Origin of the sequence: Burkholderia sp. Ax-1720 (assembly GCF_011753035.1) — a bacterium.
Classification (GTDB): Bacteria; Pseudomonadota; Gammaproteobacteria; order Burkholderiales; family Burkholderiaceae; genus Burkholderia; species Burkholderia gladioli.
Genome location: NZ_VWWK01000186.1, coordinates 1 through 12981, shown reverse-complemented (window position 1 = coordinate 12981; position 12981 = coordinate 1). Strand labels below are relative to the sequence as shown.

Below are 12981 nucleotides of genomic sequence, written 5' to 3'. Positions count from 1 at the left end.
CGCGGCAGCGGCTCGCGCGGCTCGATCGCGTCGTGGCCGCCCGCCAGGCGTCGCTTCAGGGCGGCCAGCAGCGCGCCGTTCACGCGCACGCGGTACTTCTCGCGGTGCTTCCAGAATTCCGGCAGGGAGAGCGACAGGCCGCGCAGAAGGTCGAAGAGGAAGTCGAGATGGACCGTCATGTCGCCGGCGAGATGGATCCGGCCGTCGGCGCGCTGGCGGAGGTCGGGCGCGTGGTCACAGGCGGGGGCGGGCGGGCGGGGAGGTCGGCGTGTGGGGCGTGGTGAGCGTCGGCGCGCTGGCGGATGCCGAGCCCGTGGCCCCAGATGGTGGCGGCCGAGACGGCCGGCAGCGCGTTGGTGCGAATGCAGGTGCCGCGCACGGTCTGCTGCGGCAGGCGGATGCCGATGCCGTCGAGCAGGCGGAAGCTGGTCGCGCCGGCCGCGCAGATCACCCGCGCGCTCCTCACCCGGCCGCGCTCGGTGAGCACGCCCGTCACCGCGCCGTTGGCGGTCTCGATCGCCGTCACGCCGCAGCCATCGAAGAAGCGCGCGCCGCCCTCGATCGCGCGCGCCGCGAAGGCGGGCGCCACCCGGCGCGGTTCGGCCTGGCCGTCGCTGGCGGTGTAGAGCCCGCCCAGCACCGGCGCGGCCAGCCCGTTCACGTGCCGGCCGACCTGGTCGCGCGACAGCGTGCGCGTGTCGAGCCCGTGCTGGCGCGCCACCTCGAGCCAGTCCTGGTAGGCGGCCCAGTCGTCCTCCTGGTCGGCCAGGTAGAGGCAGCCGCCCTGGCGCCATTCGAGATCGGTGCCGAGCTCCCGCTCCAGGCCTTCCCAGATCCGCATGCCGGCCATCATCAGCGGCACCTCGGCCGCTTCGCGGCCCTGCTGGCGCACGAAGCCCCAGGCGCGCGTCGATTGCTGCCCGGCCACCCGCGACTTGTCGAACACCACCGCCTTGAGCCCGCGTCGCGACAGGTAGTAGGCGGCCGCGCAGCCCATGATGCCGGCGCCGACGATCACCACGTCGGCCTGTTCGGGAAAAGTGTCGTCGGGGCGCGAGAAGGCGCCGTGGAGCGGATAGGTGGTGGTCATGCGCGGCGTGCTGCGAATCGATCGAGTAGGAGGGAACCGGCCATTCTACCGGCCGCGGCTCCGGGATCTTTCGCGAATGCGCTCGAAGCCGCGTGCCGTCTCGCGCCGGAGCGGCGCGACCACGGGCCAGGGACAAGACCGACGAACCGCGACGACCAGGCTGAAACCCGCCGCCCACGATCGGCCGCGCATCGCCGGAGGCGGGTACTCGAGGACGTTCGCCGGGCTTTCGCGAGCCCCGCCCGGCCGAGCCACAAGCCGTGCCCGGCGCGAGTTTTCGCAATGTTTGGTTACAGCTTTCACATCCACCAGTGTAAATGTCGGCGGAGCCATTTCTGATTTGCGGTAAAGTTAACGTTTGCGTGCGTGGCCGGTCGGCTCGCTCTAGTACAGACGGCTTCGTCCGACATGAACCACACGTCGTAAAGCGACTTTCTCGACCCGATCGCACCCGCAGCATGGCCAACGAAGCAGTGACCACGGACTCCCTAGCCGTCGCCGAACGCGTGCGCGAGCTGATGAGCCGCAACGGCATCGGCAAACGGCAGCAGACCACCGAGCTGTGCCGGATTCTCGATCTCAGTTTCTCCCAAGGGCATCGCAAGCTGCGCGGCAGCAGCCCCTGGACCCTCTCCCAGATCCGCAAGGTCGCCGAAGCCTATGGCGAGCCCGCCGCGCAACTGTTCAGCGCGCAATCGCTCGACCCCGGCATGGTGGGCGCGAGCGCGCACGACGCGGTGCTGTTCGCCGGCGTGAGCGAGATTCCCTGCACGGTATGGATCGGCGCGCAGCTCGAGCCGGGCGCGCGCCCCGAGTTCGTCGCCTACGAGCACCAGGGCCGCTGGCGCGTGCTGCGCCACACCGGCGTGCTCTACCAGAGCGCCTACGACGTCCACAAGATCGAGATCTACCCGCGCCGCGCCGAGAGCGACCGGATGCTGGTGGCGGTGGTGGACGGCGATCGCGTCAGCGCCGATCTGGTGTGCCGCTATCTCGACGAGCAGGGTTTCGCGACCGCGCATTTCGAGCGCCTGCCGGCCTTCCTCGACGCGCTGCAGAGCCAGGCCTTCGACGCGGTACTGACCGAATGGTTGTTCGAGGGCCGCTCGGCCACGCCGGTGATCCGCTCGGTGCGCGCCTCGGACAACCCCAGCGCGCCGATCTTCGTGCTGACCGACGCGCTGCTGTCGGGCCAGGCCAGCGAGGCCGAGATCGGCGACGCGATGCGCACCTTCGACGTGGTCTGCTACGAAAAGCCGGTGCGCCTGAGCCTGATGTGCGCCGACCTGGCCAAGCGCCTGTCGCAGCACTGAATTCGCCACGGCGCGAAGGCGCGCGGCCGGCCCGCCCTGGCCGGCTGGAACCAGCCAGTCAGCACCAGGCGGCCGGCGCCGCCCATCCTCGCGGGGCGATCCTCCGCCCCGCCCTTGCTCATCTCCCGCTACCGCTTCCCCGCTACAGCGCCTGCACCTGCACCGGCGCGCCCGGCTTGCCGTCGACCTGCGGCGCGATCACCAGGTAGCGCCGCCGATCCGGCGTGCCGTTCGCCGCGTCCATGCCGGGCGCCACCTCGCGCCGGATCTGCCCGAGCGCATTGACGATCGCCGAGCCGGCCGGGTTGGTCATGAAGCTGGCGAGCGGCTCGATCGCGCCGCTGCCGTCGGGCGCGCCGGCCAGGCCCAGCACATAGGGATGCCTGGGCTGCAGGCCGGTGGCCGAGGCCTGCAGCACCTGCAGCAGCCCCTGGTCGAACAGGGCCACGCTGGTGGGCGCGGCGCCGGCCGCCGCCGTGCCGCCCACCGGCACCAGCGCCAGATGCGCGGCCTCGCCCGCGACGCCGAGCGGCTGCGTATTGGCGCGGCCGTCGCCCTCGGGCACCGCGTCGGGCACGTAGGCCACCGCCTGCGGCGCCTGGCCGATCGGCACCGTCGCGATCACGCGATTGCTCGCCGTGTCGATCGCCGCCAGCGCATCGGCATTCTCGAGGCCCACATACACGCGCGTGCCGTCGCCCGACGGCCAGATGCCGTGCGGCAGGTTGCCGACCGGAATCGTCGCGACCTGCGAGAAATCGTCGGTGCGGAACACCTTCACCTGGTTCAGGCCGCCCACCGTCACGTAGGCGAAGCTGCCGCGCGCGTTGTGCACGATGTTCACGTGGTTGGTGATCGGGCCGGTGTCGAGCGTCTTGAGCAGGGCGAAGGGCGGGCGCGCGTCGAACACCTGGGTCTTGCCGACATCCTTCAGCGTGAACCAGACCTGCCGGCCGTCGGGCGTGGCCGCGATGTTCGGGCAGAACGGGCTGGCCTGGGGCACATGGCCGACGATGGCATGGTCGGCCACCGAGATCACCTCGGTTTCCGGGTTGAAGGACGAGCACACATAACCGTATTGGCCGTCGGGCGAGAAGATCGTCATGCCCGGGCCGGCCGGCACCGTGATGCGGGTTTTCTCCTCAAAGCTCTCGGCATCGATCACCGACACGTAGTTCTCGCCGCGCACGGTCACCCACACCTCCTTGCCGTCGGGCGTGAAGAAGGCCTCGTGCGGCGAGCGGCCGACATAGGTGGTGTGCTTGACGGCATTGGTCCGGGTGTCGATGAAGCTGACCGAGTTCGAACCGATCGAGACCACCGCCAGCGTGTGGTGATCGGGCGAGAAGCCCATGCCGTGCACCAGCAGCTGGCCGCGGTAGAGCGGGCTGAAGTTGCCCGGCGAGGGATCGCCCAGGCGAATCACGCCCACCAGGTGGTTGTCGGCCGGATCGGTGACCGACACCGTGTTCGAGAACTGCTCGGCGGCATAGACGCGGTCGCGATGGCTGACCGGCACGTCGGGCGCGGCCAGCGCGCCGGGCGCCTGGCCGGCGCAGGCGGCCTGCGAGGCGAGCACCAGCATCGCGGCCGCGGCGGCCGACATCAAGGATCGACGCGGGGACGGACGCAGCGAAGCAAACAGCGAGGGAAAGCGCGGCGAGCTTTTCATTTGGATTCCTTATTCATGGACATGGACGAGTGGTGGTGCATCGACATCGCGGCCGACGGCTGCGACGGAACTGAAGCGGCGGATGAGGCGGACGAGGCTGTCGCCGGCCGCTGCTGGTCCGGCGCGGGCGCGGCGCTCGGCAGCGGCTGGCCGAGCGCGAGGCGCATCGCGACGATCTCCTGCTGCTGCTCGACCACGATCTCCTGCGCGATGCGGCGCAACTGCTCGTTGTGGCCGTAGCGCAGCTCGGCCTGCGCCATGTCGATGGCGCCCTGGTGATGCGGGACCATCATCGCGACGAAATCGCGGTCGACATCGCCGGACGGCTTGATGCTCATGTCGTCCATCATGCGGCTCATGGCGGTGTCGTTCTCGGCCAGGAAGGCGCGCTCGTCCTGGACCGGGGCGCCGGCGGCGGCCGCGGCGCCGGCGGCCAGCAGCAGCGCGGCGCCGAGCGCGGCACGGATGCCCGGGCGGCGCGCGCGTCGGGATGAAGGGCGGGGTATCGCTCGCATGGTTCGTCTCCTCGATGGACAGCCAATCCTGTCACCGAGGCGAACACGGATTTCGCGAGACTATTCCGTCGATCCGCGAAATTTCCTGCCCGCGCGGGCTGCCCGCAGCCAGCGTGCAGCCCGGCCGCCGCCCGCCCGCGCGCCTGAGTACAATAGCCGCGCCCTCCCCTCCGAGTCCCTTCATGGCCCGCATCATTCCCGACGACTGGCAAAGCCTGGCCGCCACCGGCGCCGCGCAGCGCGAACGCGACACGCTCGCGATGCTCGAAAGCGCGCTGCCCGATGCCTACACGGTCTATCACGGCGTCCACTGGACGCGTCCCGATCACAATTTCTCGGTGTTCGGCGAGGCCGACTTCGTGGTGGTGAGCCCTTCCGGGCGCGTGCTGCTGGTCGAGCAGAAGGCCGGCTTCCTGCGCGAAACGCCCAAGGGGATCGCCAAGGTCTACATGAAGACCGAGCGCAACGTGGCGATCCAGCTCGCGCGCATGCAGGAGACCCTGCACCGGCGCCTGACGGCCGCCTTCGGCGCCGGCGAATACGGCGTGGACGCGCTGCTCTACTGCCCCGACTACACGGTGGCCAACCCGGCCATCGCGGGACTGCCGCCCGATCGGATCGTCGATGCCACGCGGCGCGACAAGCTCGCGGCGGTGATCGCCACGCTGCTGCCGGCCGACGAGACGCCGTTCGCGAGCGCCGCCAAGATCCATCACTTCCTGGCCGACGAACTATCGCTCGCGCCCGACACCAGCGCCCTGGTCGGCCAGGCCGACACGCTGGTCACGCGGCTCTCGGCGGGGCTGGCCACCTGGGCGCGCCGGCTCGAATTCGCGCCGTTCCGGCTGCGGGTGGTGGCCACCGCCGGCTCCGGCAAGACCCAGCTCGCGGTGCGCGTGATGCGCGATGCCGTGACGGCCGGCAAGCGCGTGCTGTATGTCTGCTTCAACCGCCCGCTGGCCGATTCGATCAAGCGGCTGGCGCCCGAAGGCGCGATCATCGCCAACTACCACCAGTTCTGCGATTCGGTGCTGCGCGACGCGGGCCATACGCCCGACTTCAGCGAGCCCGATGCCTTCACGCGGCTGGCGGAGCGCTTCGAGGCCACGCCGGTGCCCGAGCGCTGGCATTTCGACGTGCTGATCGTCGACGAGGGGCAGGATTTCCAGCCGGCCTGGGCGGCCTCGCTGGAACGCGTGCTGCGCCCCGGCGGCGCGTGGTGGTGGCTGGAGGATCCGCTGCAGGCGCTCTACACGCGCGACGAGGTGCCCTTCGAGGGCTGGGTGACGCTGCGCGAGCTGACCAACTACCGCAGCCCGCGTGACGTGCTGGCCTACCTGCGCAACCTGGTGGGGGAATTCGAGCCGCTGGCGGCCGAGCTGAAATCGGGCAGCCCGTTCGACGGCTCGGAGATCGCCTTCAATCCCTACGACGACGGCGACGCCACCGGCGAGGCCTGCATCGACGCCACCAAGCGCGCCATCACGCAGGCGCTCTCGCTGGGATTCCGCAAGCAGGACATCGCGGTGCTCTCGTATCGCGGCCGCGAGAATTCGGTGCTGACGCCGCTCGACCAGCTCGGCCCGCATCGGGTGCGCCGCTTCACCGGCAAGTACGACCTGTTCGGTACGCCCGAGTACCAGGACGGCGACGTGCTGCTCGACTCGATCTACCGCTTCAAGGGCCAGGCCGCGCCCTGCGTGATCCTCACCGAGGTCGATTTCGAGGCATTCGACGCGCGCGCGGCGCGCAAGCTGTTCGTCGGCGCCACGCGCGCGACCATGAAGCTGATCGTGGTGGCCTCGCAGCGCGCGACGGCCAGGATCGCGCCGGCCGACTGAGGCCGGGGCGCATGCACGGGTCCGGGCTCGAATGCGTGCGCCGAAGCGAGTCGCGGCCGGTGGCGTCGAGCGCGGGCAGCCGCCCTGCCCGCCACCGGCTCTCGCGGGCTCAGGCCGTGGCGACGCGGAAGGTGCGCACCGCGTGACGCAGGCCGTCGGCCTGCTCCTCGAGCGAGGCGGCGGCGGCCGCGGCCTGCTCGACCAGCGCGGCGTTCTGCTGCGAGACCTGGTCCATCTGCGAGACCGCGCGGCTGACCTGCTCGATGCCGTCGCGCTGCTCGTCGGAAGCCGCGGCGATCGCGGCCATGCTGTCGTTCACCCGCGTGATTGCGTTGCGGATCTCGGTCATGGTGTTGCCGGCCGAGCCGACCAGCCGCGAGCCCACCGCCACCCGCTCGACCGATTCGCCGATCAGGTCGCGGATCTCCTTGGCGGCCGTGGCCGAGCGCTGCGCGAGCGTGCGCACCTCGCCGGCCACCACCGCGAAGCCGCGGCCCTGCTCGCCGGCACGCGCGGCTTCCACCGCCGCGTTCAACGCCAGGATGTTGGTCTGGAACGCGATGCCCTCGATGGTGCCGATGATGTCGGCCACGCGCTGCGAGCTGCGGTCGATGTCGTTCATGGTGCCGATCACCTCGCCCACCACCGAGGCGCCCTGCGAGGCGATCCGGCTGGCGTCGTCGGCCGATTCGCGCGCGTCGCGCGCATGGTCGGCGTTCTGGCGCACCGTGGTGGTCAGCTCGGCCATGCTGGCGGCGGTCTGCTCCAGCGCGGCGGCCTGCTCCTCGGTGCGCTGAGACAGATCGGTATTGCCGGCCGAAATCTGGCGCGTGGCGGTGGCGATCGATTCCGAGCCGCGCGAGACGCGCCGCACCGTCTCGGCCAGGTTGCGCTGCATGCGCGTGACGCCGCTCACCAGCTCGGCCATCTCGTCGCGCGAGCTCCAGTGCAGCTCGTGCGTGAGGTCGCCGTCGGACAGGCTGCGGAAATGCTCGAGCAGGCGCGCCAGCGGCCGCGTGATCGCGTAGTGCAGGCCGATCGCGCAGCCCAGGCAGGCCGCCAGGCCGAACACGATGGTGCCGGCCGACACCAGCCGCAGCAGCGAGAAGCTGCGCTGCGCGCCGTCGTAGACGGCCTTGCCGCGGTCCAGCCCGTACTTGTCGAGCTCGCCCGCCGCCTTGGTCAGCGCCACCGACAGCGGCGGCGAGACCTTCATCATCAGGTGGTCGGCCTCCTCGGGATGGCCGGCGCGCATGGCGTCGATCATCGGCTGGATCGCCTGCGCGATGAAGGCGCCGCGCGCGGCGCCCACCGCGTCGGCCAGCGGCTGCTCGCCTTCGTGGCGCGGCAGCGCGTTGTAGTCGCGCCAGGCCCGGTCGGAGATCGCCAGGTAGGATTCGGCCTTGTTGAGCACCGACTGCAGGTCCGGGCGATCCGGATGCAGGATGGCGCGATCGAGCGTGGTGCGCACGATCGTCAGGTTCAGGTTGGCGCTGGCCAGCGCGGTCTGCGCGGCGAGCTGCGAGGCATAGGCATCCTTGAGCGCCTCGTTCGAGTTCTGCATGCCGGCCAGGCCCACCACGCCCGTCACGCAGAGGATCAGGGCCGCCAGCGCGAGCGTCGAATAGAGGCGAGTACGGATCGAGAAGCGGGAAAACAGGGCGTTCATGGCGGGCCGGTCGACAGGATTCAGGAGCGCTCGCGCGCACGGTCATTGCTGACGATGTTTACGGAGCGATCGGGCCAAACTTGAGCATTGCGTTTTCCCGAATAATCGGAATCGCCGGCTTTTTTTGCTCCAGCGCAATATCTCGCGCATAGTGGCGATTCATCGCCTCCTCCACCCCTGATCCCGATCGTGTCCAGCCCCGCCACCGCCTCGTCCGCCTCCGCCCCGCACGCTGCCTGCGAGATCCGCGATGCCCGCGACGCGGACCTGCCCGCGATCCACGCGATCTATGCGCACCACGTGCTGCACAGCGTCGCCTCGTTCGAGGAGCTGCCGCCCTCGCTCGACGAGATGCGCGCGCGCCGCGCCGCCGTGCTCGTCCACGGCCTGCCCTGGCTGGTGGCGAGCGTCGAGGGCCGGCTGGCCGGCTACGCCTATGCCGGGCCCTATCGGCCGCGCGCGGCCTACCGCCATACCGTCGAGGACTCGATCTACCTCGACGATGCGTTTCGCGGCCGCGGCATCGGCCGCGCCCTGCTCGCCGAGCTGATCGCGCGCTGCGAGCGAGGCCCGTGGCGCCAGATGATCGCGGTGATCGCCGACGGCGGGCGCGGCGGCTCCACCTCGCTGCATGCCGCGTTCGGCTTCGCGCCGGCCGGCACGCTCGCCGCGGTCGGCTACAAGCACGGCCGCTGGCTCGACATCGCGCTGATGCAGCGCGCGCTGGGCCCCGGCGCCGACGCGCCGCCCGCCAGGGGCGACGCCGGCCCGCACACAGGCTAAAATCCGCGCATGCCGACACCGACCCCGACCTCTCCCGCCGAGCTGCCGCCCGAGGGCGCGCATGCCAACGAGTACACCGTCGACGAGCTCGCCCGCGTGACCGACACCACGGTGCGCAACGTGCGCGCCTACCAGGACCGCGGGCTGCTCACGCCGCCGCGCAAGCGCGGCCGCGTCGGCATCTACGACGACACCCACGTGGCCCGGCTCAAGGTGATCAACCATCTGCTGGCGCGCGGCTACACGCTGTCCAACATCCAGGACCTGATCAAGGCGATCGACGACGGCCACGACCTGCGCTCGATCCTGGGCCTGGAGAACGCGATCGGCGGACGCTGGTCGCACGAGCGTCCGAAAACCTATTCGCTGGCCGACCTGGTCTCGATGTTCGGCCCGCAAACGCCGGCCTCGCTGATGCGCGTGACCGAGCTGGGCCTGCTGGAGCGGCGCGGCCTGTCCTTCGTCGCCAAGACGCCGGGCCTGATCGAGGCGGCCGGCGCGCTGGTGCGCGAGGGGATCCCGGTGCGCGAGCTGGTCGACGCAATGAGCATCGCGCGGCCGCATTTCGACGCGATCGCGCGCGTGCTGGTGGACCTGGTGGTACGCCGGCTCGACCGCTACGACGAAGGCAGCCTGCCGCCGGCCACCGACGTGCCGGCCCTGGTCGACGCGATCTGGCGGCTGCGGCCGCTGTCGGCCACCTTCGTCGAGGGCGAGATGAACCGCGCGCTGGAAGCCGCCTCGGGCGCCTACCTCGGCGGACGCGTGGCCACCATCCTCGACAAGCAGCTCAGCGAGGAAGCCGCGCGCGGCGAAGGCCAGCCGGCGCCCCGAGACGGCAGCGGCAGCGGCAAGGACAAGCGCGGCAAGCGCTGAAACCCCATTCCCGCGTGGCGCCCACCAACGCGCCCCGCGCCCTCGAAGGCAATCGCCCCCGCGCGCTGAAGACCATAGTCGGCGCGCCGTCATATTGATATCGGCAATGCTTGGTTGGTGCGCACGGATGCCCGTGCGACGATTTTTCGACTGGGGCGGCCCTCGCCAGAAGGGGGCTGCCGCTTCGTCGAATTGCGCCGCCCGCCGGCCGCCCTCCCGGAGATTGCCCGATGCCCCGCTTCACCCGCTGGCTGCCCGCCGCCCTCCTCAGCGCCGTCGCGCTGCTCGGTTCCACCGCCGCCAGCGCCCAGGCCGGCGCCGACCACCTGCTGCGCATCGGCTACCAGAAGGCCGGCCTGCTCGCCGTGGTGAAGGCGCAGGGCGCGCTCGACGACAAGCTGAAGTCGCTCGGCTACACGGTGAAATGGTTCGAGTTCCCGGCCGGCCCGCAACTGCTCGAGGCGCTCAACGCCAACAGCATCGACTTCGGCTATACCGGCGCGCCGCCGCCGGTGTTCGCGCAGGCCGGCGGCGTGCGCTTCGTCTATGTCGGCGCCGAGCAGCCGGCCCCGCACAACGAGGCGATCTTCGTGAAGGCCGGCTCGCCGATCCGCGAGGTGGCCGGGCTGCGCGGCAAGAAAGTCGCGCTGCAGAAGGGCTCGAGCTCGAACTACCTGCTGCTGGCCGCGCTCAACAAGGCCGGCCTGCGCTACGACGAGATCCATCCCGTCTATCTCGCGCCCGCCGACGCGCGCGCCGCCTTCGAGAGCGGCGACGTGGACGCCTGGGTGGTCTGGGATCCTTATTACGCGGCCGCGCAGAGTTCGCTGAAGGTGCGCACCTTGTCGGACTACACCGGGCTCACGGCCACCTACAACTTCTACGAGGCCACCCGCGACTTCGCCGCCGCGCATCCCGAGGTGGTGGGCGCGGTGCTGCGCCAGCTTCGCGAGACCGGCCTGTGGGTCAACGGGCATCCCGCCGAGACGGCCGCCATCATCGCGCCCAAGGTGGGGCTCGACACCGCGCTGGTGGAAACCTGGTTCAAGCGCGTGCCGTTCGGCGCGGTGCCGATCGACGAGCGGATCGTCGCCTCGCAGCAGGCGGTGGCCGACGCGTTCTACGGCGTGAAGCTGATTCCGCGCAAGCTGGAGGTGGCTGGGAACGTCTGGCGCGATCGCGCGGTGGACGAGGCGCTGGCCGCGAAGTAGGCGCGCCGCCGGCGCCGGCGGCAAGCATGAAGCGGCGCGCGGCCGTCGAGCGGCCCCGCGCCGCTTCGCGTTCCGTGCCTCGCGCACCAGCCCCGTTGCGAGCGATGTGCCGAGGCCCGGCGCGCCTCAATGCGAGAGCGTCGCCGCGCCCGCATCGCCCTTGTCGTGCGTCGCGTAGCGCTCGATCATGGTCGCGCTGGCGCGATTCAGGCCGACGATCTCGACCTCCACGCCGTGACGCCGGAACTTGTTGACGATGCGATCGAGCGCGTCGATCGCGGTCAGGTCCCAGAAGTGCGCATGCGAGACGTCGAGCTTCACGCGCTCGACCCGCTCGTGGAAATCGAACTGCGCGACGAAGGCTTCCGAGGACGCGAAGAACACCTGCCCGCGCACCAGGTAGCGGCGCTCGCCGCCGGCATCGCGCAGCGCCTCGACCTGCAGCACGCGGCGCACCTTCGAGGCGAAGAACAGCGCCGAGAGCAACACGCCGACCAGCACGCCGATCGCCAGGTTGCCGGTCGCCACCACGATCGCGACGGTCACCAGCATCACCAGCGAGGAGCTGCGCGGATGGGTGCGCAGGTTCGCGATCGACTTCCAGCTGAAGGTGCTGATCGACACCATCACCATCACGGCCACCAGCGCCACCATCGGGATCTGCCGCACCCAGGGCCCGAGGAACACCACCAGCACCAGCAGCACCGCGCCGGCCACGAAGGTGGACAGACGCCCGCGCCCGCCCGACTTCATGTTGATCACCGTCTGGCCGATCATCGCGCAGCCCGGCATGCCGCCCAGGAAACCGGCGGCGATGTTGGCGCAGCCCTGGCCGCGGCATTCGCGGTTCTTGTCGCTCGGCGTATCGGTGTAGTCGTCGACGATGGCCGCCGTCATCAGCGATTCGAGCAACCCCACCACCGCGATGCCGATCGAGTACGGCAGCACGATGCGCAGCGTGTCGAGCGTGAACGGCAGGTGCGGCAGCGCGAAGCCCGGCAGGCGATCGGGGAAGGCGCCCATGTCGCCGACCGTGCGCAGCGGCAGGTGCAGGGCGATCGCGATCGCCGTCAGCACCACGATGCACACCAGCGGCGAGGGCACCGCGCGCGTCACGCGCGGCAGCAGGTAGATGATCGCCAGGCCCAGCGCCAGCAGGCCGTAGACGTAGAGCGGCACGTCGCGCAATTGCGGCAGCTGGGCCAGGAAGATCAGGATCGCCAGGGCGTTGACGAAGCCCGTCATCACCGAGCGCGAGACGAAGCGCATCAGTTCGCCCAGGCGCAGCAGGCCGGCTGCGATCTGCAGCGCGCCGGCCAGGATGCCGGCCGCGAACACGTATTCGACGCCGTGGTCGCGCACCAGCGAGGTCAGCAGCAGCGCGACCGCGCCGGTGGCGGCCGAGATCATGCCGGGGCGGCCGCCGGCGAAGGCGGAGACCACGGCGATCACCGAGGCGGCGTAGAGGCCGACCTTCGGGTCGACGCCGGCGATGATCGAGAAGGCGAGCGCTTCGGGAATGAGCGCGAGGGCGACGACCAGGCCGGCGAGCAGGTCGCCGCGCGGGTTGCCGAACCACTCGTCGCGTAGCGTACGGGCGTGCATGGGTGGATTCCGTGTTGAATCGTTGGGGACAGCGCCGCGCGGCCCGATGAGCGTCGGGCCGGCGCGCACTGCCCGGCCGTGGGTGGGCGCGGACGGGCTCGGATGCCGCCGGCATGGACGGCGCGGGACGGATCCCGGGCGCGCTGCCGGCTGGCTTCGTGTGGAACACGGGTAGACGGGACGACGCCTGGCCGGGGCGGCGCAAGGCGCGCGCGCAGGCAGGCGGCATCGGTCCGCGAACCCCCGATCGGTCGGGCGGAATGGACTGACGGGAGTTCGCGAGCGATTACATGGGTAGCGGGATGAATTCGTCGAGGAGGATGGCCCGGCCGGGCAGCGGCGCCTGGCGGCACCCGGCGGGCGGGCGCGAGGGCATCGGCCGCCGCGCGCCGCGCATTTTAACCGG

The 12981-nt window shown here is 70.9% G+C and carries 9 protein-coding genes and 1 pseudogene; 5 read left to right on the top strand and 5 right to left on the bottom strand.

Going from position 1 to position 12981, the window contains the following annotated elements:
- A pseudogene (locus tag F3J18_RS31240) lies at nucleotides 1-1090 on the bottom strand (FAD-dependent oxidoreductase); the annotation flags it as partial.
- 458 nt (nucleotides 1091-1548) lie between these two features.
- Here F3J18_RS31240 and F3J18_RS31235 point away from each other — a divergent pair.
- Complete coding sequence (locus F3J18_RS31235; protein WP_025099508.1) at nucleotides 1549-2403, top strand: helix-turn-helix domain-containing protein; 855 nt, start codon at nucleotides 1549-1551, stop codon at nucleotides 2401-2403.
- A 142-nt stretch (nucleotides 2404-2545) separates the two neighbouring features.
- On the opposite strand, the gene F3J18_RS31230 is transcribed toward F3J18_RS31235, so the two are convergent.
- Both F3J18_RS31230 and F3J18_RS31225 read right to left on the bottom strand, forming a co-directional pair.
- Nucleotides 2546-4075, bottom strand: a complete 1530-nt coding sequence (locus F3J18_RS31230; protein WP_166915972.1) for a YncE family protein — start codon at nucleotides 4073-4075, stop codon at nucleotides 2546-2548.
- Complete coding sequence (locus F3J18_RS31225; protein WP_166915970.1) at nucleotides 4072-4590, bottom strand: DUF305 domain-containing protein; 519 nt, start codon at nucleotides 4588-4590, stop codon at nucleotides 4072-4074. Before F3J18_RS31225 ends, F3J18_RS31230 begins: the two co-directional genes overlap by 4 nt.
- Before the next feature lie 182 nt (nucleotides 4591-4772).
- On the opposite strand from F3J18_RS31225, the gene F3J18_RS31220 reads away from it, so the two are divergent.
- Nucleotides 4773-6431 carry an ATP-binding domain-containing protein gene (locus F3J18_RS31220; protein WP_025099511.1) on the top strand — a complete coding sequence of 553 codons (1659 nt, stop codon included), beginning with the start codon at nucleotides 4773-4775 and terminating at the stop codon, nucleotides 6429-6431.
- A 109-nt stretch (nucleotides 6432-6540) separates the two neighbouring features.
- Here the strand turns inward: F3J18_RS31220 and F3J18_RS31215 are convergent, their stop codons facing one another.
- Nucleotides 6541-8100, bottom strand: a complete 1560-nt coding sequence (locus F3J18_RS31215; RefSeq protein ID WP_166915968.1) for a methyl-accepting chemotaxis protein — start codon at nucleotides 8098-8100, stop codon at nucleotides 6541-6543.
- Nucleotides 8101-8289: 189 nt separating this feature from the next.
- Here F3J18_RS31215 and F3J18_RS31210 point away from each other — a divergent pair, with 189 nt between their 5' ends.
- From F3J18_RS31210 to F3J18_RS31200, 3 genes are all read left to right on the top strand, one after another.
- The gene (locus tag F3J18_RS31210) at nucleotides 8290-8883 is read left to right on the top strand and encodes a GNAT family N-acetyltransferase (protein ID WP_025099513.1); all 594 of its coding nucleotides are present in this window, start codon (nucleotides 8290-8292) and stop codon (nucleotides 8881-8883) included.
- Between the two features lie 9 nt (nucleotides 8884-8892).
- Nucleotides 8893-9759 carry a MerR family transcriptional regulator gene (locus F3J18_RS31205; protein WP_025099514.1) on the top strand — a complete coding sequence of 289 codons (867 nt, stop codon included), beginning with the start codon at nucleotides 8893-8895 and terminating at the stop codon, nucleotides 9757-9759.
- A gap of 230 nt (nucleotides 9760-9989) precedes the next feature.
- Nucleotides 9990-10970 (top strand): sulfonate ABC transporter substrate-binding protein, encoded by a 981-nt coding sequence (locus F3J18_RS31200; RefSeq protein ID WP_166915966.1) that lies wholly within the window; start codon nucleotides 9990-9992, stop codon nucleotides 10968-10970.
- 126 nt (nucleotides 10971-11096) lie between these two features.
- Here the strand turns inward: F3J18_RS31200 and F3J18_RS31195 are convergent, their stop codons facing one another.
- Nucleotides 11097-12575 carry a SulP family inorganic anion transporter gene (locus F3J18_RS31195; RefSeq protein ID WP_025099516.1) on the bottom strand — a complete coding sequence of 493 codons (1479 nt, stop codon included), beginning with the start codon at nucleotides 12573-12575 and terminating at the stop codon, nucleotides 11097-11099.
- Nucleotides 12576-12981 lie beyond the last annotated feature (406 nt).